General features: G+C 72.5%; 15 protein-coding genes, 1 tRNA gene and 1 pseudogene. 10 read left to right on the top strand and 7 right to left on the bottom strand.

The window, feature by feature from the left end; genetic code table 11:
* Positions 1–34: 34 nt before the first annotated feature.
* Positions 35–766 carry a hypothetical protein gene (locus tag IF04_RS39855; RefSeq protein ID WP_037960034.1) on the top strand — a complete coding sequence of 244 codons (732 nt, stop codon included), beginning with the start codon at positions 35–37 and terminating at the stop codon, positions 764–766.
* Between the two features lie 206 nt (positions 767–972).
* On the opposite strand, the gene IF04_RS0120705 is transcribed toward IF04_RS39855, so the two are convergent.
* The 3 genes from IF04_RS0120705 to IF04_RS0120715 all read right to left on the bottom strand — a co-directional run bounded on the left by IF04_RS0120705 (position 973) and on the right by IF04_RS0120715 (position 3,674).
* Positions 973–1,941, bottom strand: a complete 969-nt coding sequence (locus tag IF04_RS0120705; protein WP_030259723.1) for a DUF5926 family protein — start codon at positions 1,939–1,941, stop codon at positions 973–975.
* A 141-nt stretch (positions 1,942–2,082) separates the two neighbouring features.
* Positions 2,083–2,697, bottom strand: coding sequence for an ATP-binding protein (locus tag IF04_RS37620; RefSeq protein ID WP_078600544.1), 615 nt, complete (start codon positions 2,695–2,697; stop codon positions 2,083–2,085).
* Positions 2,698–2,807: 110 nt separating this feature from the next.
* Positions 2,808–3,674 carry a glycerophosphodiester phosphodiesterase family protein gene (locus IF04_RS0120715; protein WP_030259729.1) on the bottom strand — a complete coding sequence of 289 codons (867 nt, stop codon included), beginning with the start codon at positions 3,672–3,674 and terminating at the stop codon, positions 2,808–2,810.
* A 271-nt stretch (positions 3,675–3,945) separates the two neighbouring features.
* Between IF04_RS0120715 and IF04_RS0120720 the strand changes: the two genes are divergently transcribed.
* Positions 3,946–5,610, top strand: a complete 1,665-nt coding sequence (locus IF04_RS0120720) for a S1C family serine protease (protein ID WP_030259731.1) — start codon at positions 3,946–3,948, stop codon at positions 5,608–5,610.
* A 184-nt stretch (positions 5,611–5,794) separates the two neighbouring features.
* Positions 5,795–5,884: transfer RNA gene (locus IF04_RS0120725), tRNA-Ser, on the top strand.
* Between the two features lie 113 nt (positions 5,885–5,997).
* Here IF04_RS0120725 and IF04_RS35895 read toward each other — a convergent pair.
* Together IF04_RS35895 and IF04_RS0120735 are read right to left on the bottom strand one after the other, a co-directional pair.
* Positions 5,998–8,694, bottom strand: a complete 2,697-nt coding sequence (locus IF04_RS35895) for an NACHT domain-containing protein (protein WP_157847684.1) — start codon at positions 8,692–8,694, stop codon at positions 5,998–6,000.
* Between the two features lie 212 nt (positions 8,695–8,906).
* Positions 8,907–11,048: an ATP-binding protein gene (locus IF04_RS0120735; RefSeq protein WP_063829500.1), complete on the bottom strand. Its 2,142-nt coding sequence runs from the start codon at positions 11,046–11,048 to the stop codon at positions 8,907–8,909.
* A 332-nt stretch (positions 11,049–11,380) separates the two neighbouring features.
* On the opposite strand from IF04_RS0120735, the gene IF04_RS0120740 reads away from it, so the two are divergent.
* The 6 genes and pseudogenes from IF04_RS0120740 (at position 11,381) to IF04_RS0120765 (ending at position 18,187) form a co-directional block, all read left to right on the top strand.
* Positions 11,381–11,686, top strand: coding sequence for a hypothetical protein (locus IF04_RS0120740; RefSeq protein WP_030259736.1), 306 nt, complete (start codon positions 11,381–11,383; stop codon positions 11,684–11,686).
* Positions 11,687–11,929: 243 nt separating this feature from the next.
* Positions 11,930–12,835 (top strand): annotated as a pseudogene (locus IF04_RS35900) (bifunctional MaoC family dehydratase N-terminal/OB-fold nucleic acid binding domain-containing protein); the annotation flags it as partial.
* A 470-nt stretch (positions 12,836–13,305) separates the two neighbouring features.
* A complete protein-coding gene (locus IF04_RS0120750) occupies positions 13,306–14,475 on the top strand; it encodes a lipid-transfer protein (RefSeq protein ID WP_030259740.1) in 1,170 nt (389 codons plus the stop codon).
* 140 nt (positions 14,476–14,615) lie between these two features.
* Positions 14,616–15,581 carry a DUF1906 domain-containing protein gene (locus tag IF04_RS0120755; protein WP_051831398.1) on the top strand — a complete coding sequence of 322 codons (966 nt, stop codon included), beginning with the start codon at positions 14,616–14,618 and terminating at the stop codon, positions 15,579–15,581.
* Positions 15,582–15,763: 182 nt separating this feature from the next.
* Complete coding sequence (locus IF04_RS0120760; RefSeq protein WP_030259743.1) at positions 15,764–16,363, top strand: SigE family RNA polymerase sigma factor; 600 nt, start codon at positions 15,764–15,766, stop codon at positions 16,361–16,363.
* Positions 16,364–16,534: 171 nt separating this feature from the next.
* The gene (locus IF04_RS0120765) at positions 16,535–18,187 is read left to right on the top strand and encodes a long-chain fatty acid--CoA ligase (RefSeq protein ID WP_030259746.1); all 1,653 of its coding nucleotides are present in this window, start codon (positions 16,535–16,537) and stop codon (positions 18,185–18,187) included.
* Between the two features lie 76 nt (positions 18,188–18,263).
* Here IF04_RS0120765 and IF04_RS0120770 read toward each other — a convergent pair whose 3' ends face one another.
* Positions 18,264–19,523 carry an MFS transporter gene (locus tag IF04_RS0120770; protein WP_051831399.1) on the bottom strand — a complete coding sequence of 420 codons (1,260 nt, stop codon included), beginning with the start codon at positions 19,521–19,523 and terminating at the stop codon, positions 18,264–18,266.
* A gap of 100 nt (positions 19,524–19,623) precedes the next feature.
* Between IF04_RS0120770 and IF04_RS0120775 the strand changes: the two genes are divergently transcribed.
* On the top strand, positions 19,624–20,208 hold the full coding sequence (locus tag IF04_RS0120775) for a TetR/AcrR family transcriptional regulator (RefSeq protein WP_030259752.1): 585 nt from the start codon (positions 19,624–19,626) through the stop codon (positions 20,206–20,208).
* A gap of 52 nt (positions 20,209–20,260) precedes the next feature.
* Here IF04_RS0120775 and IF04_RS0120780 read toward each other — a convergent pair whose 3' ends face one another.
* Positions 20,261–24,484 carry a hybrid sensor histidine kinase/response regulator gene (locus tag IF04_RS0120780; RefSeq protein WP_030259756.1) on the bottom strand — a complete coding sequence of 1,408 codons (4,224 nt, stop codon included), beginning with the start codon at positions 24,482–24,484 and terminating at the stop codon, positions 20,261–20,263.
* Positions 24,485–24,611: the final 127 nt, after the last annotated feature.

Genomic DNA, 24,611 nt, shown 5'->3' on the forward strand with positions numbered 1-24,611 from the left:
GCGGCGCGCGTGCTCTCAACCGCAGGTGGGTCCCATGGTTCGCGAGTCGAACGTCCGCATGATCGCGCTCGCGAGCACCATTGCGCTCGCCCTCACCCTGCCGCTGGCCGCCGCCATCGCCGGCCCCTCGGAGCCCGGCGAACCGTCGCCCGGGGCGAAGCCGTCCGCGTCGTCGCAGTCCCGCGGCGAGGCCGCCGGGCGGGCTGCCGGGCAGACCACCGCTGAGCAGGCCGCTGAGCTGCCGTCGGGCGCCCCCGAGGGCTCGGCCCAGGACGCCCCGCTGCCCGCCCGTCAGGGGGCCGCGCAGGACGGTGCCCGGCACAGCACCATGGCGGGGAACGGCGCGGCGCGGGACGGCGACAAGCCCGGCGCTCTGCTGAGGAGCCTCGGACTCGGCGCGGACGCCGGCAACGGCCGCACCGCCCACTGCGGCCCCGAACTCTCCTCGCCGCATGGCATCCGGGCGCAGACCTGCGTGGTCTCCGAGGACGGCCGCACGAGGGGCGTCCTGTACTACCGCAACGCCTCGGGCGGCCCGCTGCGCGCGGTACTGACCCTGATGCGGCTGGACGGCCGGACCGTACAGACGCACTGCGCGCTGTCGGCGGCGGACGAGCCCGGTACGTGTGCGACGCCGTCCGGGGCGACCGTGCGGGGGAGCGCGCCGTACGCGGCGGTCGCGGAGGTCGCGGACGTACGGAGTGATCGGCTGCTGCTGCGGGCGGGGAGCAACTCCGCGCCGCCCGAAGCGGATTCGGCCCGCTGAGCGAGCCCGGTCCGAAGCCGGACCGGGTCCGGACATGGAAGCGCCCGGTCGCTGGCGACGGGGGATGCACCAGCGACCGGGCTCCTAGAACGGTAACAAGAGATCGGCCGTTCGCAAATTCGATCGCGAAATTCCGGACGCTTATTTACCCGTGAGTACGGTCGGTGTGACCGGAGTCACCGCAAACGTTTCATGCGCGGTTACTGTCAGCTCAGCGTCACCTGACGGTTGGTGAGCCCGCCGCGCGCCCGGCGCTCGGCCGGCGTGAGGGGCGCGTCCGTGGCGAGCGCCTCCGCCAGTCGCTCGCCGAACTCCGTGGCCGGCTTGGTGATCTCTTCGGCAGTCAGGTCCGCGGGCAGGTCCCAGACCGGTACGACCAGACCGTGCGCCCGGAACGAACCGACCAGCCGGGTGCCCTCGCCCAGCGAGGAGGCATCCGCGGCGTGCAGCCGGGCGAGCGCGTCCAGCAGCTGCTCCTCGGGGTGGTCCATCACCCAGCGCAGGTGGTTCTTCTCGCCCGCGTCGCACCAGTACGCGCCCGGGAGGCCGGCCAGGCGGGCGGTGGGGAGGGCGGCCGCGTTGGCCCGCTCCAGAGAGGCGGCGACCTCGGGCGTGGCGTTCTCGGCGTCCTCGATCCAGAACTCGAAGCCGCTGTGCACGGTGGGCTCGAACGCCGCGTCCTGGTCCAGCAGGTCCTGCAGACGCGGGCCGTCCACGGGGGCCCGGCCCGCCGCGACCGGGGTGCCCGGCTCGGCGGCCAGCGCGCGCCGGAGCGTGTCGGCGAGGTCGCGGCTGAGGTCACCGGACGCGGTGTCGTTCTGCAGGCCGAGCAGTACCGAACCGTCGTCGCGGCGCAGCGCGGGCCAGGCCATCGGCAGTACGGTCGCCAGCGTCACCGAGGGGACGCTCTCGGGCAGGCCGCCCTTCAGGGACAGCGCGGCGGTGGCTGCCGGGACCAGCTCGCGCAGCGCAACCCAGTCGCACTCACCCGGCAGGTCCTCGAAGGGGCGCTGCACCAACTCGGTCACCGCGTGCGCCGCGGCCCGTCCGTGGCAAGCCTTGTAACGGCGGCCGGACCCGCAGGGGCAGGGCTCGCGGGCGCCGACGACCGGCACCTCGCCGTCCGTGATCTGCGGGGTGGCGGCCTTGGTCTGGGGACGGCGCTTCTTGCCCATGGCGAGGGGTTCTCCTGGTCGTTCCGACGCGTATCGGCGCGAGCCTAGGGCATGTGCCGCGTCGTGGCCCGGCGTCGGCCGTGGGGCCCGAGCGTCGCGCTACGGGCCCCATGCGGCGCGCTATGGGCCCCGTGCGGCGCGCTACGCCGGCTCGTCCAGGTCCGCCAGGGCCTTCGTCAGTTCGGCCGGGAGACCGGCAGCCAGCTCCATGCGGGTCGCGAACGCGTCGTGCAGCGACAGCGTCGCCCAGACCGTGACCTCGCCGTGCCCGTCCCGCACGCCCCAGTCCTTGGCGAGCGAGCGGATGATGGCCAGCCCCCTGCCGCCGCGAGCGGTGACCGAGGGAGTGGCTGGAAGTGGTCGGGTCGGGCCACCGCCGTCGGTGACCGAAACGGTCAACTGGCCCCGCGCGTCGATGCGCCAGGCGGCCCGGACCGAATTGCCTTCGCCATCCGGTGAGCCATCCGCGCATATCGGACGCGCATGTCTGCAGGAATTGCTGAGCAGTTCGGAAAGAATGAGTACGGCGTCGTCGACGACCGTGTCCTGAACCCCACTTGTCAGCAGCTCATCGCGCATACGCCGCCTGGCCGAGCCCACGCCCGCAGGACCATGGGGTACGGCCATGGTCGACGACGTCGGCACCTCCTGTGCCACCACCAACGCCACCCCCGAGACCTCCTTTGCCCCACGCCACGGGATGAATGCCCCATTGGGATGGACCGGAAACCGGCCAATCCGTGTCCGGTGACGCACTCGGGACGATCAGACACGTACTGAATGCGCCGGTGCACTCCCTGTGAACAATGGGCCACCGATAAGTCCGCTCGGGGTTTTCCGGGCCACCGTTTATCAGCCCTCGCCCCTTACGCCAGTTTCAGCAGATTCCTCACCTGCTTGGGGCGATTCGTAATGATTGCGTCCACTCCGAGCTCGCGGCAGAGGGCGACGTCCGCCTCCTCGTTCACCGTCCACACGTGCACCTCGTGGCCCGCGTGGTGCGCCTTGGCCACGTAGTCGGGGTGCGCGCGCAGTATCCGGATACTCGGCCCCGCGATCTGTACTCCAGGGGGCAGCCGCCCTTCCCGGTGCCGGGGGAGGATGAACTGCATGAGGTACACCGCGGGCACGGCCGGGGCCGCGGCCCGTACGCGCTGCAGTGAGCGGGCCGAGAAGCTCATGACGCGGACGGCGGACGGCGTACCGGCCGACGGCTTGGTGTGCCCGAACCGCTCCAGCAGCTCGACCAGCCGCTCCTCGACCTGGCCCGCCCACCGGGACGGGTGCTTGGTCTCGATGGCCAGCTCCACCCGGCGGCCGGCGTCGGCGACCAGTTCCAGCAGCCGCTCCAGGGTCAGTACGGACGTACGCTCGGTATCGCCCGCGGCTTCGTGGACGCTGCCCAGCTCCGGGTGGCGGCCGTCCGGCGCCTCGCCGGCCGCGTCGTCCTTCCAGGAGCCGAAGTCCAGCGCGGCCAGATCGGACAGCTCCAGGGCGGAGACGGCGCCGCGTCCGTTGGAGGTGCGGTTGATCCGGCGGTCGTGCACGCACACGAGATGGCCGTCGGCGGTCAGCCGGACGTCGCATTCCAGGGCGTCCGCGCCGTCCTCGATGGCCTTGCGGTACGCGGCCAGAGTGTGTTCCGGGGCGTCCTCGGAAGCCCCGCGGTGTGCGACGACGGAAATGGCGGGCGGGTCCGGGTGGACACCTTGTACCGAGCGCGCAGTGGTCACCGAGTTATCGTGCCATCGCGCGGTGATGAGCCGTCCGGTCGGCACCCGAAGCATTCCCCGGGGATGCGCCGCAAATGTCCGGGATAAAGGATGAAGACAAGGTCACAGCCTCGGCTTACGGTGCCCTGACGCCCCGTGGGAAAGGCTTGAACCGGACACTCCCGTATAACGTCACGCCGACATGTCACCGTCAAGCCGATACGCCACGCATCGCTCGAACATGCCGGCCCCGTCATCGGGCCGGAATGGTCAGGAAGCTGAGGAGAGAGCTGTGAGCACCGAGAACGAGGGCGCCGCCGTCCCGCCGGAGGCGGAGCCGCAGGCACCCGCCGGGGCCCAGGGGTCGGCCGCGCCTGCGTCCGGCGCGCAGGCTCCGCACACGCCCCAGGACGCACCACCCCCGCCGGCCTTCGCGCCGTCGGCCGCCTCTGCCCCCGCGCCCCAGCAGCAGCCGAGCGCCGGCGCTCTGCCGCCTGCGGCCACGGGCACGGACACCGGCGCTCTTCCGCCTGCGGCCGCCGGTGCTCTGCCGCCTGCGGCCGCCGGCGCGGGCTCCGGCGCTCAGTCGGCGTCGGGCGCCGGTCCCGCCTCCGGTACCGCCCCTGGTCCGCAGGGCGGCGGCTCCTCCTCCGGCTGGTCGCAGGACCCGCAGCACACGGCGGCCTTTCCGCCCGTCCCGCCCGGTGACGGTGGACCGCACGGCGGCGGCGCTCCGTACGGTGGCGGCGCGGGCGGCTGGGGCGGTCCGCCGCAGCCCCCGTACGGCGGTGGCGGCTGGGGTGCCCCGGCCGGTCCGCCCGCCGGCAAGCCGAGCCGCCGCGGCGGCCTGATCGCCGCCGTACTGGTGGCAGCACTGGTCGCGGGCGGCGTCGGCGGCGGTATCGGCTACTGGGCCGCGGGCCAGGACGACACGGCCTCCACGACCGTCTCGGCCTCCGGCGACCCCCAGGCGCTGAACCGCAAGCCGACCTCCGTCTCCGGCATCGCCCAGCGCGCGCTGCCCAGCGTCGTGACGATAGACGCGCAGGGCGCGGGCGGCGAGGGCGGCACGGGCACCGGCTTCGTGTACGACAAGCAGGGCCACATCCTCACCAACAACCACGTCGTGGCGAGCGCCGCGGACGGCGGCAAGCTGACGGTGACGTTCTCCAACGGCAAGAAGTACGCCGCCGAGGTCGTGGGCCGCGCCCAGGGCTACGACGTCGCCGTCATAAAGCTCAAGAACCCCGACGACGCCACGCTCACCCCGCTCCCGCTCGGCAAGTCCGCGAACGTGGCCGTCGGCGACGCGACGATCGCCATCGGCGCCCCGTACGGCCTGTCCGGCACGGTCACCACCGGCATCGTCAGCGCCAAGGACCGCCCGGTGGCCTCCAGCGACGGCGGCGGCACGAACGCCTCGTACATGTCCGCGCTGCAGACCGACGCGTCGATCAACCCCGGCAACTCCGGCGGTCCGCTGATGGACGCCTCCGGCAACGTGATCGGCATCAACTCCGCGATCCAGTCGGCGGGCAGCGGCGGCAGCGACCCGTTCGGCGGCGGCAGCCAGTCCGGCAGCATCGGCCTGGGCTTCGCCATCCCGATCGACCAGGCCAAGCGCGTCGCCGACGACCTGATCCGCACCGGCAAGCCGATCTACCCCCAGATCGGCGTACAGGTCGGCATGCGGGAGGCCGGCGACGGCGCGACGATCGCCCAGCGCGGCAACGGCGGCACGGACGCCGTCACCCCGAACGGCCCGGCCGACAAGGCCGGCCTCGAGCCCGGCGACAAGATCACCAAACTCGACGACACGGTCATCGACAGCGGCCCCACCCTGATCAGCGAAATCTGGCAGCACCGCCCCGGCGACAAGGTAACCCTCACGTACGAACGCGACGGCAAGCAGCACACGACGAAGGTCACCTTGGGCCAGCGGGTGGGGGACAGCTGACGCGTGCACCTGGCCCGCAGGGGAGGTGGCTGACACGCGCCCGGCCCGCCCGGGGACCGCTGACGTGCGCGGACAGCACGCCCACCGATCCCGGCGACCGTCCGCTCGGACAGCGCACGGAGCGGCCTGACGCGCTACCCTGATCCCCGCGTCACCGTCGGCCGGCCGCCGACAGGTGCCGCGGGGAGGCTTGCCCGAGCGGCCTAAGGGAACAGTCTTGAAAACTGTCGTGGCGGCAACGTCACCGTGGGTTCAAATCCCACAGCCTCCGCCACAGGCCACATAACTGCAGGCCAGAAGGGGTGCCCGAAGCGACCGGGCACCCCTTTCGCGTGCAAGGGCCGTCCCGAGCCCCCAGTCGCAAGCTCGTGACGAGTCGGGCGTTGGTCAGATGGTGGGTGGTGAGGGTTGCTGGGCCAGGTGGCGTTGCAGGTCTAGGTGGCGGAACTGGTAAACCGTTCCGACCTGGCGCAGCACGCCGCGATGCTCGTGCGCGTCCTGGAGGAACGTCATCAGGTGCCACGGGACTCGGCGTCGCAATGCCAGGTAGGCCTTGGTTATCACCCAGCCGCCCCATGCTGTCTGCTCGAGCCCGACCGCGAGGCCGGCCAGGAGCCCGAACCCGCCGCCCATGAACCCGAGCATGAGCCCGGTCACAAGTCCGCCCGTGAGCCCGGCCGCGAGTCCGAATCCGCCGCCCACGAGGCCGCCCACGAGTTCGATCACGAGGAAGGTACGGCGGTCCTGGGCGAGCAGTGCCGCGGGTCCGGTCATGGTGGTCAGGTCGGCCTTCTCTCCCCTGAGCCCGGCCATGAGACCGACGGTGGGCCCGCCCGCGAGCCCGAAGGCGAGGCCCGCCCGGAGCGCGTCTGGGAACCCGATGCCAAGCATGATCCCGAACGAAATGCCGGCCAGGTGGCCGGCCACGAGCTGCACCCAGAGTCGGCGGGGTGACCAGCGCTGACGTGTACTCGGGACGCTCGAGGGCGTGGACCTGATTCCGAACACGAACCCGAACCCGAGCCCGACCATGAGCCCGAACACGAGCCAGGTCGCGAGCCCGCCCCGGCCGGCGACGAATGCCCCGAATACGAGCGCGGTCACCACCCCGGCCACGAGCTGCCACCCGAGTCGGCGGGGTGACCAGCGCAGTCGCGTACTCGGGGCGCCCGAGGGCGTGGATCTGAGCCCGCGCATCAGCCCGAGCACGAGCCCGAACGCGATCCCGAACACAAGCGCGAACGCGAGTCCCATCACGATTCCGAACCCGAGCCCGGCCGCGAGCCCGGCCACGATTCCGAACCCGAGCCCGGCCGCGAGCCCGGCCACGATTCCGAACCCGAGCCCGGCCGCGAGCCCACCCACGAGTCCGAATCCGAGTCCGGCCACGAGCTGCCGCCCGACCCGGCGGGGTGACCAGTGCAGTTGTGTACTCGGGGCGCCCGAGGGCGTTGATCTGAGTCCGAGCAGGAGCCCGAATACGAGCCCGAGCCCGAGCCCGGACCCGAGTCCGAACACGAGCCCGAAGACGAGTCCCGTCACGAGTCCGAACCCGAGTCCGGCCACGAGCTGGCCCCCGAGCCGGCGGGGTGACCAGTGCAGTCGTGTACTCGGGACGCCCGAGGGCGTAGACCTGAGCGCGACCATGAGCCCGAAGACGAGCCCGGCCCCGAGTCCACTGATGAACCAACCCACGAGCACGACCACAACCCCGAGCATCAGGCGGCGGCCGGGCGCGGGGAGGGCGTGGGGGAGCTCCCACCAGGCCAGGTCGGGGCTGCCGCCACGCCGGGTCTCCAGGTGCCGGGCGAGGAAGACCAGGGAGCGGTGGGCTTGCGGGGTGGTCCAGCGGGACCGGCGCGGGTGGTGGGGGGCGTAGACGGCGGGGACGTAGGCGTTGAACAGGTGCGCATTGAGGGCGGCCCGGCTGGGGAAGGCCGCGGTGTCGCAGAGCTCGTTCGGGTGGGGGATGACGTCGGGCGCTGCTGGGGTGTGCGGGCGGGGGTTGTAGATGGTGCGGGCCAGGAACAGGCCCAGGGGGGTGCTCAGAGCTTGTCCGACGGGGGCGTCGGTTCCCAGGTGCGTGACCACGGTGTTCCAGCGGTCGGCAGCGGGAGTGCACTCGCCACCGGCATCGTGGCGCAGGTAGGCGCCCGCTTGGCTTGCGGTGAGCGGCAGGAGATGAATGCCGGCAGCCCCGTTCAGCCGCACCATGGCATCCGGCTGGGTGAGGACGTTCCGGTAGGCGGCAACACGGCTGGCCACCACCAGAGGTTGCTTGGCGGGCAAAGCCCGGTTGAGGGCGTCGAGGGCCAAGGCGTGCAGTACGGGAGGGAGTTCATCGAAGCCGTCGAGGAGCGGCAGGATCAGCCGGGCATCCAGCAAGGCCTGGGCCAGGTCGACCCGGGCGACACCGGGCGCGGCCGGCGGGGCCGGGGCGCGGAGTCCGGCATGGTCGCGTCGCAGCTGTTCGGCCAGCCAGTCCTTCAAGGGCTGGTGGGCGGGGTCCCAGGAGGCGAGCGAGAACAGCACCGGCACCGGGCCGCCACCCGTCCGCTGCGCGATCAGGTCGTGGAGCAGGCGAATGAGCAGCATGGTCTTGCCGGAGCCGGGCACGCCGAGGATCACCAGTCGGCGGGTGGGCACCCGCTGGGCGAACACCTCCCCGATCTGTCCGTCAGCGCCTGCCAGACCTGTGGCGTCCGTAGGCCACTGAGTGGGATCCCCCGGCGGCCCCCCGGGCCAGGCGCGGGCCACCTCGGTCAGCAACGCCCAGCGCTCGACCAGGTCCGCATCGGCGGCCCGCCAAGCGACCGGTAGCGGATAGGGGTCGTTCAGGCGGCGGATGGCGGCTTCGTCGTCCCACTGGTTTTTGACCGCTTGCGTGAGCTCGTCGGCGACCGTGTGCAGATCCACAAGGGGGAGGGCTTCGAATCGGTCGTGCTGGAAGGCCTTCCAGGCCAGGTAGGCGGGCGCCAACGTGGGGAGCAGCGTGGCCGCCGTCGTAGCTCTGCCCAACTCGAAGTACCAAGCCAGCGCCAGTGCGCCGCCCACGCCCAGCACCAGCGCCAGCAAGAACAGCACGCCCACATGGTTCGGCTTACGCTCGCGCCCCGCAGCTGTCACATTCAGTAACTATGGCGTGATTCAACGGGCCTTGTGGCCTGTTCGTGGACAGAGGGAGTACAGGAAGTACAGCGACGGGGCGCAGCTTTCTGACCATCGGCGACGCGTGAGACACCAGGGCCCCCGGAGCCGTATGTGCGTCGACGTACGGTGTGGGGGCGGTCGCCGCCCTATTCGCTGCAGCGGTGTGAGCTGTCGTGTGTGGCAATGCTGAGGGCGTGGGCGACGCAGTCCTCGGGGCGGGTTGCCAGTCCGGCCTTGTATGCCTGCTCGTAGGACGCGTCACCGATGGCCTCGCGAATCCGTTGTGCGCAGGCTTGCCGTGTGGCGATGAGCCCAGGTGTTCCCATCTGCGTCAGGCCGAAGGAGCGCCAGAGGGTGTCGGCGATGCCGAGCAGCCGCGCGGCTCGCTCCGGATCGATCGCGGCGACGGCCGGGGCCAGTGCGTCAAGGACCAGTGCGGCTCCCAAGGTGTCGTGCAGCCGCCACTTGATCTTGAGGGAGATGCGGGCGTGCCGGACGGCCGTGGCCGGATCGTCGTTGGCCAGCGCGGCCGTGGACAGGAAGTACAGGGCATAGCCCCGCATCCACTGCTCGTCGCGCTCCTCGGTCTCTTGGTGCAGGGTGGTGGCCGTCGTCTCGGCCTGGTCGAACTGGCCCAGCTGAAGGTGGGCGAACCACATGCTGCAGCGGATCAGGAACCTGGCGGCCAGAGATCCCCCACCGCAGTCGGGCGATCGGTTCGCCTCTTCAAGAAGGGCGATCGCATGGGCCGGCCTGCCGGTCATTGTCGGGTGCGTCCCTTTGAGGTAGAGCGCGGCCGCGGCCGCCGCCGGGTCGCCGAGTTGTTCGGCCATGGACGTGCAGATGCCGTGCAGTGCAGCGACGGCTTCGAAGTCGCCCTGGCCGAGGGCCACCAGCCCGCGGGCCAACAGGGCCCAGAAGCGTGCCGGGCCGGTTCCTGAATCCGGCTTCTTGCCGAGAGCCCGGTCCAGGTAGTGGTTCCCTTCGCGGAGGAAGCCGCAGCCAAACCAGAAGAACCACAGATTGCCCGACATCTCCAGCGCAGTGCGCGGGTCCGGGCGGTCCAGGCAGCGCTCGAGGGCACCGCGCAGGTTGGCGTGTTCGGCAGTCAGACGCTCGGACCAGGCCACCTGGTCGGGACCGAACCACTCCCGCTCGCCGGCGCGGGCCAGGTATCGGTAGTAGTCCCGGTGCCGCTCTTGAAGCCTGGTCTGTTCACCAAGCCTTGCGAGCCACTCCTGGCCGTACTCACGGACGGTGTCCAGCATCGAGTAGCGGGGGCCACGGGTGGTGCCCGCCTGCTGGAGAATCGACTTGTTCACCAGCGCGGACAGCACCCCGGCCACACCCCCGGCGCGCAGTGGCTTGCCGGCGCAGACCCATTCCGCCGCCTCCTGCTCGAAGCCACCGACGAACACCGACAGGCGGGCCCAGGCCAGCCGCTCCGGCGAAGTGCACAGCTCGTGGCTCCAGCCGATCGTGGTCCGCAACGTCCGGTGCCGCGGTGACTTCGGACGCGACAGCGAGGCCGAGTCGTCGGCGAGCACCTCGAAGCGGGATTGCAACCGCCCCAGCAGCTCCGGCACGGGCAGGTCGGTCAGCCGGGCCGCGGCCAGTTCCAAGGCGAGCGGGATGCCGTCCAGCCGGCGGCAGATCTCCTCCACGTCCGCCCGGTTGCGCTCGGTCAGCGCGAAGCCCGGCACAGCGGCAGCGGCCCGCCGGACGAACAGGGCCACCGCCTCGCACGGCTCCTCCGGCCCGCCGACCGCCGCGTCGGTGGGAAGCGGGGGCAGGGGCAGCGGGGGCACCCGCAGCAGCCGCTCGCCGCGGATGGTCAGACGCTGCCGGCTGGTGGCCAGGATGCGCACGCCGGGCGCAGCGGCCAGCAATACCTCCACCGCCTGCGCACACGGCGGGAGGAGTTGTTCACACCCGTCGAAGAGCAGCAGCAGGCGCCGGTCCGCCAGCCACTCGCACAGCACCTCGTGCAGGGGGCGGGTGGTCTGATCGGCCAGCGGCAGCGCCTCGGCCACCACGCCGTACACCAGCTCCGGCTGTTGCAGGTCACCCAGTTCGACCAGCCAGATCCCGTCCGGGTAGTCCGCTCCCGCCGTCTCGCACGCCTGCCGGGCCAGGCGGGTCTTGCCCACTCCGCCGACACCCGTCAGCGTCGTCAGCCGAGAACCGGCCAATAGGCGCTTCAGGACCGCCAGTTCGGTCCGTCGCCCCACGAACTCCGTGGGCTCGGGCGGCACGTTACCCCTCGGTCCTCCCACGATTGCGCCCATGGAAGGCCTCCTCGGCACGTCACCTGGTCTCAGGAACGGCCAGTCTGACCGACACCGCCGCGGCCAGGGGTCTGTGACGGAAGTCGCCGCAACGAGACCAGTAAACGATCGTGCAGGACCGCTCATTGACCGGCTTCGAGATTCGGCTTCTGGGTCACGTGCGGACGTTTGGCGAGCGGGGCTCACGCTTGCGGGGGAATCGGGGGTGGTTGTCGGTTCGGGGGGTGCGGCTTGGGCAGTTCTGGTGGCGCGACGTCGTCACGCAAAAGGCCCGGGGGGGTCGGCCAACCACCCAGGGGTTACCCGTACAAGTGGTTCCGCAGGAGGAAGTCATGGCAAGCATCCGTACCGCTCGCACCATCGCCGCCGTTGCCGCGCTGCCGTTCGCAGCAGCCCTGTTCGCCGGGGTCGCGCATGCGGACAACGGCTCGTTCGCGTCGGCCGGGTCGGGGGCGGTGTCGGCGAGCCAGGAAGGCACCGGCGTCGGTAACGACAACAACGGCAATTCCACCACGACCCAGCAGGTCGCGAACGGGGACGGAGCGTCCAACCAGAACAACACCGCGAGCGTGAACGGCTCGGGGTTCACCCACGTCGACCAGTCGAACGCGACGGTGAACTTCACGAACCTCTGGTGACCTCTCCGGTGACCTGAGGAAGACGGGCGGCCGGCGCTGGGGAGAGCCGGCCGCCCGTACCTTTGTATTTTCCTTCGCGCCTTTCTCTTCGCGCTTTCCTCTGTGCCTTGACAGTGAGCGGTTTCTGACGGACAGTCAGGGACCGCTCGTTCGTGTGTTGGTGGGTGCAGAGGGGGCGCGGCGGTGGGCGGTGCGGATTGCAGCCTCGATGAGCGGCTGAAGGCGTACGCGGGGCGGGCCGCCATGGCCGGCGGGGTCGGCAAGGACCCGGTCAACGCGGCGATGATCCGGCACTGGTGCGAGGCGGTCGGCGACACCAACCCCGCGTACACCGGCGAGGCCCCGATCGCACCGCCCACCATGCTCCAGGCGTGGACCATGGGCGGGCTCTCCGGGCACATGGGCAGGTCGGCGGCGTACGACGAGCTGTTCGTGCTGTTGGACGGTGCCGGGTACACGGCGGTGGTCGCGACCGACTGCGAACAGGAGTACCTGCGGGCGCTGCGCCCGGGGGACGAGGTCCGCTTCGACGCGGTGATCGAGTCGGTGTCGGCGCGGAAGACGACGAAGTTGGGGGTCGGGTACTTCGTCACGACGAAGATGGATGTGTGGGTGGGAGGGGGCGGACGGGACGGCGAGGGGGACGTCGTCGGGACGCATCGGTTTCGGATATTCAAGTACGCGCCGGATGGGGGAAGGTCCGCGGGGAAGGCGGGTGGGGCGCGCAAGGAGGCCGCGCGCCGGCCGCGGCCTGTGGTCAATCGGGACAATGCCGGGTTCTGGGCAGGGGTCGCTGAGAAGCGGCTGTTGATCCAGCGGTGCGGTGACTGCGGGCGGCTGCGTTTTCCCTGGCTGCCGGGGTGCAACGGTTGCGGGAGTGAGAAGTGGGACACTGTTGAGGCGAGGGGCGACGGTGTCGTCTTTTCGTACGTGGTGATGCATCATCCGCCGTTTCCCGCCTTCGATCCGCCGTACGCGGTGGCGGTGATCGAGCTGGCCGAGGGGGTGCGGATGGTCAGCGATGTGGTCGGTGTGGGCCATGACGAGGTGCGGATCGGGATGCCCGTACGGCTGGAGTTCCAGCGGGTGGATGGGGAGGAGGGAGAGGAGGAAGAGGAATTGGTGCTGCCGGTGTTTCGCGCCGCTGAACCTGCCAGGGACGCCGAACCCGCCGAAACCGCCAGTGAACCCGCCGAACCCACCAGTGAAGCCACCGGCCCCGCCAGGCGCGAAGTACCCCCTCTGGTCGTACCGATCACCCGCACCCTGATAGTCGCCGGAGCGCTCGCCTCCCGGGACTACCAGGACGTGCATCACGATGCCGAGGCGGCCAGGGAGAAGGGGGCGCCGGACATCTTCATGAACATCCTCACCACTAATGGGTTGGTGGGGCGGTACATCACCGATCACTTCGGGCCCGGGTGCGTACTCCGCAAGGTGGCCATCCGGCTGGGAGCGCCCAACTACCCGGGGGACACGATGGTGTTGCGCGGCACCGTCACCGAGGCCGCGGAGAGTACCGGGGACGGTACCGCGGTGGTGCGGGTGGTCGGGGAGAACGGTCTGGGGCGCCATGTGACCGGTACGGTCACCGTCGCGGTGGTCGGCGGGGGCGCCGTATGAGCGTGCGGAGCGGGGACGGGCTCGGCGGGCGGGCGGCCATCGCGGGGATCGGGGCGACGGAGTTCTCCAAGGACTCCGGGCGGAGCGAGCTGAAGCTGGCGGTCGAGGCGGTGAGAGCGGCGCTGGCGGATGCCGGGCTGGCGCCGGGGGACGTGGACGGCATGGTCACGTTCACCATGGACACCAGCCCGGAGATCACCGTCGCCCAGGCGGCGGGCATCGGCGAGCTGTCGTTCTTCTCGCGTGTGCATTACGGCGGCGGGGCGGCGTGCGCGACCGTGCAGCAGGCGGCGATGGCGGTGGCGACCGGGGTGGCGGAGGTGGTGGTCTGCTACCGCGCGTTCAATGAACGTTCGGGCCGCCGCTTCGGTTCCGGCGTACAGCGGCGCGAGCCGTCCGCCGAGGGCGCGGCGCTCGGCTGGAACCTCCCGTTCGGGCTGCTGACGCCCGCCTCCTGGGTGGCCATGGCCGCGCAGCGGTACCTGCATGTGTACGGGCTGACGCCGGAGGCGTTCGGGCACGTGGCGGTCGCCGGACGGCGGTACGCGGCCCGTAACCCCGCCGCGTACTTCTACGGGAAGCCGATCACCTTGGAGGAGCACGCCGCCTCCCGCTGGATCGTCGAGCCGCTGCGGCTGCTGGACTGCTGCCAGGAGACGGACGGCGGGCAGGCGATCGTGGTGACGTCGGCCGAGCGGGCGCGTGACCTGCGGCGCCCGCCCGCCCTGATCACCGCGGCGGCGCAGGGCGCGGGCCGCGCGCAGGAGCAGATGACGAGCTACTACCGGGACGGCCTGACCGGGCTGCCCGAGACGGGCGTGGTGGCGGGGCAGTTGTGGCGGAGCAGCGGGCTGACGCCGGGGGAGATCGACGTCGGCATTTTGTACGACCACTTCACTCCCTTCGTGCTGATGCAGCTGGAGGAGTTCGGGTTCTGCGGGGCCGGTGAGGCGGCGGACTTTATAGCGGCGGACGGGCTGCCGCTCAATACGCACGGCGGGCAGCTGGGCGAGGCGTATCTGCACGGCATGAACGGGATCGCGGAGGGCGTGCGGCAGATCCGCGGCACGTCCGTGAACCAGGTGCCGGGCGCCTCCCGGGTGCTGGTCACGGCGGGCACGGGGGTGCCCACCTCGGGGCTGGTACTGGGCACGGACGAGGGCTGAGCACGGCGGTCCGCAGGCCCGCCCCACGACAGCCCCTACGACAGCCCGCACGACCGCCCCCACCCGGCATACGACTGAATGGGCGGTGCCGTTGGCGTGTCCGTTCCCGGGTGGCGGAGTGCGCCCCGTTCACTCGGCGTATGAGATGGACAAAATCCGCAAAAAGTATCGCCTTGCTGGCGCTGCTGCCGACCGTCGGGCTGGTCCTCGCCCTCCTGGCAGCGCTGACCCCGTCCTGGTTCTCCTCCTCCCCGAAGGCAAGTGACGCGCGGCCGGCGGAGGCGCCGGGCGCCGGCAAGGCGGGCCGGGCGGCCGAGGCCGCGGCCGCCGACCCCGCCGCTTCCCCCGGCCCCGCGGCCCGGGCCCCCGCCAAGGCCCCGCCCACCGGCCCGTACCTCTACAAGGGCTTCGGGCTCGACACGTGCGAGGCCCCGGCGGTCAGCTCGCTCCGGGCCTGGAACAGCACCCGGTACCGGGCCATCGGCGTCTACTTCGCGGGGCGCGGCCGCGCCTGTCCCAAGCAGCACAATCTGAGCCCGCAGTGGTTCCAGGGAGCGAAGTGGGCCGGCTGGCGGGTGCTGCCCATCTACCTCGGCTCCCAGGCGCCGTGCGTGAAGAACAAGCACAAGCGGAAGTACGCCATCGGCGCCGACCCCTACGGCCAGGGCGTGACCGAGGCCAGGGTGGCGGTGAACCGGGCCCGCGCGTACGGGATCATGCCGCGCAGCCCGATCTACCTGGACATCGAGGCGTACAGCCTGACGAACCGCCCCTGCGCGGACCGCACGCTGCGCTTCATCCGCTCCTGGAACCGCGAGGTGAAGCGCTTCGGTTACCTGCCGGGCTTCTACAGCAGCGCGAACTCCGGCGTGCGGCACATGGCGCAGGCGCGCGCGCAGGGGATCACCGACCTCCCGGAGATCATGTGGTTCGCGCGCTGGAAGACGCCGCCGTCCGCGTACGGTGAGCGGTGGCTGCCGGCGCTGGCCTGGCACCCGAACCGCCGGATCCACCAGTACGTCGGCCACGTCGTGGAGACCCACGGCGGCCGCGCGCTGAGCATCGACCGCAACTATGTGGACGCCCCGGTAGCGGTGATCAAGTGACCGGCCACCCCCGTCGGGACGGTCCCGGCCAGGAGAGCGCCGGCGGGCGGACCCTGACGGGGGTGGGTCCGCGCTCCGCCCTGAGGAGGTGGGGGGAGCCCCACCCGTACAACCTGAGGCGGATGCGGCTTCGGCACCTCGGGCCGATCCCCGCCGAGCACGGCGCTCCTAGCGTGGAGGGCATGACCACGCCAGTGTGCAAGGGCGCCTCGACCGCCGCGGTGGCACCGTCGTCGACGCCGCTCCCGTCGCCCTCGGCGCTCCCCTCCGTCGCCTCGTTCCCGTCCTTCCCGTCGTTCGCGGCGTACGTACGGGACCGGGGCCCGGCGCTGCTGCGCGCGGCCCGCTCGCTCACCGCCAACCCCAACGACGCGGAGGACCTCCTCCAGACCGCGCTGACCAAGACCTTCGTGGCCTGGGAGCGGATCGAGGACCACCGGGCCCTGGACGGTTACGTACGGCGGGCGCTGGTGAACACCCGTACCTCGCAGTGGCGCAAGCGGAAGATCGAGGAGTACGCCTGCGACGAGCTGCCCGAGCCCGGCCCCATAACGGCGGCTCCCGATCCCGCGGAGCGGCAGGTACTGCGGGACGCGATGTGGCGCGCCGTGCTCAGGCTGCCCGACCGGCAGCGGGCCATGGTCGTGCTGCGCTACTACGAGGACCTGAGCGAGGCGCAGACCGCCGAGGTGATGGACGTGTCGGTGGGCACGGTCAAGAGCGCCGTCTCCCGGGCGCTGGCCAAGCTGCGCGAGGACCCCGACCTGGCGCGGGCTTCCTGAACCGGCCGCAGCGGCCGTGGGCGCTCCCGTACGTCGATTCCGCACGTCAACCGGACAGTGGCGTGACGGGTCACACGCCTGTTTTTCCCGAGCGGTAGTGACATACCGCGAGGTACGGCAGCAGAATCAGCGGAAATCTACTCGCCCGTAACAGGTCTTCGGGAGGCCCCGGTGCTGAGCACGATGCAGGACGTACCGCTGACAGTGACCCGCATCCTTGCCCACGGGTCCACCGTGCACGGCAAGGCCGAGGTGATCACCTGGACCGGGGAGGGCGAGCCGCACCGCCAGACCTTTCGGGAGACCGGCCTGCGCGCCGCGCAGCTTGCCCACGCCCTCCACGACGACCTGGGCGTACGCGACGACGAACGCGTCGCGACCCTCATGTGGAACAACTCCGTCCACCTTGAGGCGTACCTCGCGATCCCCTCCATGGGCGCGGTCCTCCACACCCTCAACCTCCGGCTGCCCGCCGAGCAGCTCGTCTGGATCGTCAACCACGCCGCCGACCGCGTCGTCCTCGTCAACGGCTCGCTGCTGCCGCTGCTCGCCCCGCTGCTCCCGCAGCTCCCCACGCTGGAGCACATCGTCGTCGCGGGCCCCGGCGACCGCTCCGTCCTCGCGGGCACCGCCGCGCAGATCCACGACTACGAGGAGCTGCTGGCCGGGCGCCCCGAGACGTACTCCTGGCCCGAGACCGACGAGAGGCAGGCCGCCGCGCTCTGCTACACCTCCGGCACCACCGGCGAGCCGAAGGGCGTGGTCTACAGCCACCGCTCGCTCTACCTGCACTCGTTGCAGGTCAACAACGCCGAGGCATTCGCCCTGAGCAGCCGCGACACCGCGCTCCCGGTCGTCCCCATGTTCCACGTGAACGCCTGGGGCCTGCCGCACGCCGCCTTCATGGCGGGCTCCTCGCTGCTGATGCCGGACCGCTTCCTCCAGCCGGCCCCGCTCGCCGAGATGATCGAGAACGTACGGCCCACCATCGGCGCCGCGGTGCCCACCATCTGGCAGGGCCTGCTCGCCGAACTGGACGCCACCAAGCGCGACGTCGCCTGCCTGGGCACGGTGATCATCGGCGGCTCGGCCTGCCCGCCCGCCCTCATGAAGGCGTTCGAGGACCGGCACGGCATCCGCGTCGTGCACGCCTGGGGCATGACCGAGACCTCGCCGCTGGGAAGCGTCGCGCACCCGCCGGCCGGCGTGACCGGCGACGAGGAATGGCGCTACCGCTGTACGCAGGGCCGCTTCCCGGCCTCCGTGGAGGCGCGGCTGGCCGGGCCCGGCGGCGAGTACCTGCCCTGGGACGGCGAGTCGGCCGGCGAGCTGGAGGTACGCGGGCCGTGGATCGCGGGCGCGTACTACGGCGGCGCGGACGGCGAGGCGTTCCGCCCCGAGGACAAGTTCAGCCCGGACGGCTGGCTGCGCACGGGCGACGTCGGCACGATCACGCCCGACGGCTACCTCACCCTCACCGACCGCGCAAAGGACGTCATCAAGTCCGGCGGCGAGTGGATCTCCTCGGTCGAGCTGGAGAACCACCTGATGGCCCACCCGGACGTCGCCGAGGCCGCCGTGGTCGCGGTCCCGGACGAGAAGTGGGGCGAACGCCCACTGGCCACGGTCGTCCTGAAGGAAGGCGCCACGACCGGCTACGAGGCCCTGAAGGAGTTCCTCGCCACCCGCATCGCCCGCTGGCAGCTCCCCGAACGCTGGGCGGTCATCCCGGCCGTCCCGAAGACGAGCGTGGGGAAGTTCGACAAGAAGGTGCTGCGCAAGCAATACGCGGACGGCGGGCTGGACGTGACGCGGCTCGGCTGACGCTTCGGCTGACCGCTCGGCCGACCGGGGGAGCGGTACGTCCGGGGAGCACGCTGCCCGGACGTACCGTGTCGCCTCAGCGGCGGCCGGGCCTGTGGTGGGGGAGGAAGCGGCCCGCGGTGAGCCAGAGGAGGGCGAGGGTGCAGACGCCGGGCCAGTGCCAGTGGGTGAAGACCGGGCCGGTGAGGGCGGAGGCCAGGGCGCCGGCGAAGAAGGCCGTGACCATGTAGGCGGTGTTGGCCGCGGCGGGGGAGCCGGTGGAGGTCAGGGCGCGGGTCTGGTTGGCGACCTGGCCGCAGACCAGGCCGGCGTGCAGCAGGACGGCTGCCACGCACAGGGCCCAGAGTTGATGACCGCCGAGCCAGAAGAGCGGTACGGAGACCAGCGAGAGCGTGTAGGCGGCGGCCACCACCCGGTTCGTACCGAAGCGGTCGATCAGGCCGCCGGCCAGCGGCGCCACCATCGCGGAGACCAGCCCGAAGAGGCCGAAGAGCCCGGCGGTCGCGGTGGAGAAGTGGTACGGCGCGCCGGTCAGCAGCAGGACCACCGCCGTCCACAGCGCGCTCCACACGCCGAACAGCCCGCCCTGGCGCAGGCACGCGCGCCGCAGGTCGGCGGAGGCGGTCAGGGTCCCCGGGACCTGGGCGATGCCCTTGCCGATGCGGGTCAGCAGCGCGCCGGAGACCTCGCGGCGCTCGGGCGGCAGCAGCGCGGCGGTCACGCAGCCGATCAGTACGGTGAGCGCGGCCGAGCCGAGGAGGACGGCGCGCCAGCCGTACGCCTGGCCGGCCAGCCCGCCCAGTACGCGGGCCGCGACGATGCCGGTGAACAGGCCCGCGACCACGGCCGCGACGTGCAGGCCGCGGCGCGCGGCGGGCGCCCGCTCGGCGACCAGCGGCACGAGGAGCTGCGGGATGACGGTCGTGGCGCCGGCGACCAGGAGCGCGGCGCCCAGGGCGGGCAGGCCGGGGGCGAGCCCCGCGACGGTCATCGCGGCGGCGGTGACGACGGAGAGCACGGCGATCAGGCGGCGCCGGTTGGCGGTGTCACCCAGCGGTACGAAGGACAACAGGCCGATGGCGTACCCGAGTTGGGAGACAGCGGTGATCCAGCTGACGCCGGCGGCGGGCAGTCCGAAGCTGCGGGCGATGAGGCCGAGGAGCGGTGCGGCGAGGTAGATGTTGGCGACCGTCGCGGCGGTGCAGAGGGAGATGACGGCGAGGAGGAGGCCGGGTGGGGGGCCGGTGCGGCTCTGCGGCGCGGGGGCCAGGGCTTCCTCGCCGGCCGATTCGCGGGCGGGGGCGGTGGACGGCTTGGCCGACGGCGTGGTGGGCATGGTGGCGGTGGCTTCCTCCCCGGTAGCAACCAACTGGTTGGTTATAAGTCTCGGCGCGTGCGTCGGTCGTGTCAACCAAACGGTTGGTTACGCTGATTCCATGACAGGGACCAGGGACCCCGCGGCCACCAAGGCACGCATCTTCGAAGCGGCGGCCGCGGAGTTCGCCGCGTACGGCATCGCGGGTGCCCGCATCGACCGGATCGCCCGCGAGGCCAAGGCCAACAAGCAGCTCATCTATGCCTACTTCGGCAACAAGAGCGAGCTGTTCGCGCAGGTCCTCGAGAAGCGGCTGGTCGACCACGCCCGCGACATGCCGATCGACGCCGACGACCCGGACGCCTGGGTCGACCGGCTCCTGGAGTACCACGACACCCACCCGCAGCTGCTGCGGCTGCTGTTGTGGGAGGGACTGGAGTACGGCACGGGTCCCCTGCCGCGCGAGGACGAGCGCAGCTCGCACTACGACCGCAAGGCCGAGGCGTTCGCCGACGCGCAGCGCCGCGGCGCCATCGACACCACCCTGCCGCCGCGCGACCTGGCGTTCATTCTGCTCGGCGTGGCGGCCTGGTACGCGGCCATGCCGCAGATGCGGAAGATCCTGGTCGGTGACACGGACGAGGCGCGGGCCCGGCTGCGCGAGTCGATCGGCACGGCGGTGCGCCGGATCATCACCAAGCCGTAGAGCGCGCCCCCGTAGGGCGTGCCCCGTCTCGGGCACGCCCCGCAGGACGCGCCTAGTTGGTGCCGATCTTGGTGAGCAGGTCGACGATGCGGCCCTGGACGTCCGCGCTGGTGGACCGCTCGGCGAGGAACAGTACGGTCTCGCCGGACACCAGCCGCGGCAGCTGCGCCGGGTCCATGTCGGCCGAGGTGTAGACGACCAGCGGGGTGCGGGTGAGCAGCCCGTTCGCGCGCAGCCAGTCCACGATCCCGGCCCGCCGGCGGCGCACCTGCATCAGGTCCATCACCACGAGGTTGGGCCGGATCTGGGTGGCGAGGCTGACCGCGTCCGCGTCCGTCGCGGCCCGCGCGACCTGCATGCCGCGCCGCTCCAGCGACGTGGTGAGCGCGCCCGCGACGGCGTCGTTCTCCTCGATCAGCAGGACGCGCGACGGGTGCTGCTCGCTGTCGCGCGGCGCGAGCGCCTTGAGCAGTACGGCCGGGTCGGCGCCGTACGCCGCCTCCCGGGTCGCCTGGGCCAGGCCGGCCGTCACCAGGACGGGCACCTCGGCGGCGCCCGCCGCCTGGCGCAGCGACTGCAGCGCCTTGCGGGTGATCGGCCCGGTCAGCGGGTCGACGAAGAGCGCGGCCGGGTACGCCGCGATCTGCGCGTCCACCTCCTCGCGGGAGTTGACGATCACCGGGCGGTAGCCGCGCTCGCTGAGCGCCTGCTCGGTCGAGGCGTCCGGCGCCGGCCACACCAGCAGCCGGCGCGGGTTGTCCAGCGGCTCGGGCGGCAGCTCGTCGTCCATGGGCGGCGGCTGCCGGTCCACGACCTCTATGGCGCCGTTCGGGCCGTCCAGCGGCTCGGGGCCCTCCTGGCCCTCGCCCGGCGCGGAGATCGCGAACGCGCGGCCCTCCGTGGACTCCATCAGCGACGGCTGCGGCTGCGGCTGCCCGCCCTGCGGGGCGCGGGCGGCGGGCACCATCTCGGAGCCGGTGCCGCGCGCGTCGTCCTGCGGGGGCGCGGCGAGCTTCCGGCGCCGCCCGGAACCGGCGCTGCCGGCGCCCCCGAGGGTGCCGTTGGCGCCGCCGGCGCCAACGGTCGACTGGCTGTCCTGGGTCTGGCCCTCCTGGGCGGGCTGGCCGTGGCGGCCCGGCCGGCCCGGTCGGCCGTTGGCCGGCTGGTGCTGGTCGGCGATCTGCTGGGCGAAGGGGACACCCTGCCCCAGCGTGCGCACGCTGAACGCCCGGCCGTCCGACTGCCCCGCTTCCTCCTCCGGTACGGGCAGGGGCCGGCCCGCGGCGCCCTGCTGACCGGGTGCGGACTGGCGCGGTACGGAGGGGCTGCGCCGGCCGTTCTCCTGAGGCGAGGCCGGGGGCTGGGGCTGAGCCTGGGACTGCGCCTGAGGCTGGGGCTGTGGCTGTGCCTGGCGTCCGTCCTCGGGCTGCTGTGCGGCCTGCGTTGCTTGTGCGGCCTGGGTGGCCTGCGCGGCCTGTGCCTCCTGGCCGTGCGGCCCGGCGGCCTCGGCCGGGCTGGGCCGGCCGCGGCGGCGGCCCGTCGGCGCGGGGGCCGCGGTGTCGTCCTCGGGGTGCGTGACCTGGCCTCCGGCGCCCACCACGAACGTACCGGTGGACTCCGAGTCGGCCATCGAAGCGGCGGCCCGCTCCTCGGCGGCGGCGCGGCGCGCGCGACGCCGGCCGGTCGGCGTGTCCCACTCACCGCCGGCGGCCGGACCGGCCTGCCCGGTTCCGGCACCGGCACCGGCGCCGTGCAGCGCGGGCAGCGCGCCACCGGACGCGTTGGCCCCGTCGGGCGCTCCCGCAGCGGTACCCGATGCCTCCTCGGGAGCCCGGCGGGCACGGCGGCGGCCAGTACCCGTGGGTACCGGCTCACCCTGGCCGACGGGACCCTGCGGGCCTGTGGCCTGGGCGGGGAGCTGCGGCGCGGGTGCCTGGGCGGCGGCCGCCCGCGGGTCGGGAGCCTGCGCCCCGGCGGCAGGCAGCGCGGGCCGCGACTGCTGAGCGCCGGGCTGCGGCTGCCGCGCACCGGGCTGCGGCTGGGCCGAGGCCTGGGACTGAGCGGCCGGGGCCTGTGCGGCGGCCTGGGCCGGATGCTGGTCGGCTGCGGCGGGCGGCAGCGCGAACGGCGTACGCGGGCTCTGCTGCCCGGCGGGCGCCGATGCGGGCGCACCACCGGAGCGCGCGGGGCTGAGCCCAGCGGGCCCCTGCCCGCCCTGACCGCTCTGCCCGCCCTGACCGGCCTGATCGCCCTGACCGGACGCCTGATCACCGCGGCGGCCCTGACCAGGCTGCTGCCCCGGACCCGGACGGCCCGGACCCGCGGCCGGGGTCAGCGCGCTGGCGGCGGACCGTGACGGCTGCTCAGGGCCGCCCTGCGGCGCCTGCTGCGGCGCGTTCGTACCCTGGTTCGCTCCTTGGTTCGCCCCCTGCCCCGCAGGTACATGGGCCGGAAGCTGGTTCGGAATGGAGCGTCCGGCCGTGTCGGAGAGCGCACGGCGGGCCCGTCGGCCGCTCGGCTGCGGTCCCTGCTGGGCGTCCGCGGTCCCCTGAGCGGGCGCGGCCGGCAGCGCGGGCAGCCCGCCGCCCGCGGACTCCTGCTCCGGCTTGCCCCGCCGCCGGCCGCCTGTGCCACGGCCGTCCGTACCGCCTTCGCCGGGTGCCCCGGAACGGGAACCGGCATCGGTACCAGCACCGGAACCGGCGTCGGCACCAGCGCCGGTACCGGACGCCGGCATCTCCACCGTCCCGTCCGTACCGCCCACCTGCTGTCCGGCCGGTGCCGCCGAGCCGTCCGCCTTGACCGGTACCTCCAGGACGTACGCGCTGCCGCCCGCGCCGCCCGGTACCTCATGGGTCTGGAGCACGCCGCCGTGCAGCCGGACGATGCCGCGCACGATCGGGCCGTGCACCGGGTCGCCGCCGCTGTACGGGCCGCGTACCTCGATGCGGACGACCGCGCCGCGCTTGGCGGCCGCGACCACGATCGTGGAGTCACCGGCGGGCGCGGCGCCCGCGGGCGTGTTGCCCGTCGAGTCGACGCCCGCGACATCGGCGATCAGGTGCGAGAGCGCCTGTGCCAGCCGCGCCGCGTCCACCTCGGCCTTCAGGGGCGGCGCGTGCACCGCGAACTGCGCGCGGCCCGGGCCGATCAGCTCGACCGCGCCCTCCACGCCCGCGGCGACCACCGCGTCCAGCGAGACCTCGGTCCGCTGCAGCTTGTCCGTGCCCGCGTCGAGCTGCTGGTAGCTGAGGACGTTGTCCACCAGCGTCGTCATACGGCTGTACCCGGCCGTGAGGTGGTGCAGTACCTGGTTGGCCTCCGGCCAGAGCTGGCCCGCGGGGTCGGACGCCAGGGTGCCCAGCTCGGTGCGGAGCTGCTCCAGCGGGCCGCGCAGCGACTGGTCCAGTACGGCGAGCAGCTGGGCCTGCCGTGCCACCAGCGCGTCCATCGGGCGCCGGTCGGTGAAGGTCATGACGGCGCCGACGAGCTGGTCGCCGTCCCGTACCGGAGCGGTCGTGAGGTCGACGGAGACCGCGCGGCCGTCCTTGGCCCACAGGACCTGGGCGCGCACCCGGTGTTTGCGGCCGGACTTGAGCGTGTCGGCGAGCGGGGTGTCCGCCCAGGGGAGGGGGGTGCCGTCGGCGCGCGAGTGGTGGATGAGCGGGTGCAGTTCCTTGCCGCCCAGCTCGCTCGCGCGGTAGCCGAGGATCTGCGCGGCGGACGGGTTGACGAGGACGACCTTGCCGTCCGCGTCCACGCCCACGACGCCCTCGGCGGCGGCGCGCAGGATCATCTCGGTCTGGCGCTGCTGGCGGGCCAGTTCGCTCTCGATGTCGAGCTGGCCGGAGAGGTCGCGGACGACGAGCATCAGCAACTCGTCGCCGGTGTACGAGGAGCGGTGGTCCGCGTACGCGGCCTCGAAGGCCGACTCGTACGGGGTGCGGCCGTCCTCAAGATTGGCGCTGGTCACCTCGACCAGCATCTCCGTACCGTCCGTGCGCCGCGCGACCATCCGCGTCGGCTTCTGCCGCCCGCCCTCGTGCGTGGCGTCGGGGCGCCGCATGGACCCGGGGATGCGCTTGGAGTCGAACGTCGGGAGCAGGTCCAGCAGGCCGCGGCCCACCAGAGCAGTGCCCGGTGCCTCGAACGTCTCCAGAGCGATGGTGTTGGCGTTGACGACCGTGCCGTTGCAGTTGACCAGCAACAATGCGTCGGGCAAGGCGTCGAGTATGGCTGCGAGGCGAGCAGCGCCTCGGGATGGCCTGCTGCTCACGACGACGCTTCCTCCCTGATGACCGCATCTTGCCGACACCCACCGTGGTGTGTGACTGAAACCCACCGTGACGTGTCACTGGAAGGGAGTCTACGGGCACCGGGCGGGGACGCGGAGGCGGATGACG

The sequence above is a fragment of the Streptomyces violens genome (assembly GCF_000717745.1).
In the GTDB taxonomy this organism is placed as follows: domain Bacteria; phylum Actinomycetota; class Actinomycetes; order Streptomycetales; family Streptomycetaceae; genus Streptomyces; species Streptomyces violens.

What these genes read in the sequence shown, in the direction of transcription:
- IF04_RS0120755 (WP_051831398.1), top strand. Translation starts at nt 14,616, where the DNA reads ATGAGATGGACAAAATCCGCAAAAAGTATCGCCTTGCTGGCGCTGCTG.
- IF04_RS0120735 (WP_063829500.1), bottom strand. Translation starts at nt 11,048, where the DNA reads ATGGGCGCAATCGTGGGAGGACCGAGGGGTAACGTGCCGCCCGAGCCC.
- IF04_RS0120705 (WP_030259723.1), bottom strand. Translation starts at nt 1,941, where the DNA reads ATGGGCAAGAAGCGCCGTCCCCAGACCAAGGCCGCCACCCCGCAGATC.
- IF04_RS39855 (WP_037960034.1), top strand. Translation starts at nt 35, where the DNA reads ATGGTTCGCGAGTCGAACGTCCGCATGATCGCGCTCGCGAGCACCATT.
- IF04_RS0120750 (WP_030259740.1), top strand. Translation starts at nt 13,306, where the DNA reads ATGAGCGTGCGGAGCGGGGACGGGCTCGGCGGGCGGGCGGCCATCGCG.
- IF04_RS0120740 (WP_030259736.1), top strand. Translation starts at nt 11,381, where the DNA reads ATGGCAAGCATCCGTACCGCTCGCACCATCGCCGCCGTTGCCGCGCTG.
- IF04_RS0120770 (WP_051831399.1), bottom strand. Translation starts at nt 19,523, where the DNA reads ATGCCCACCACGCCGTCGGCCAAGCCGTCCACCGCCCCCGCCCGCGAA.
- IF04_RS0120775 (WP_030259752.1), top strand. Translation starts at nt 19,624, where the DNA reads ATGACAGGGACCAGGGACCCCGCGGCCACCAAGGCACGCATCTTCGAA.
- IF04_RS0120760 (WP_030259743.1), top strand. Translation starts at nt 15,764, where the DNA reads ATGACCACGCCAGTGTGCAAGGGCGCCTCGACCGCCGCGGTGGCACCG.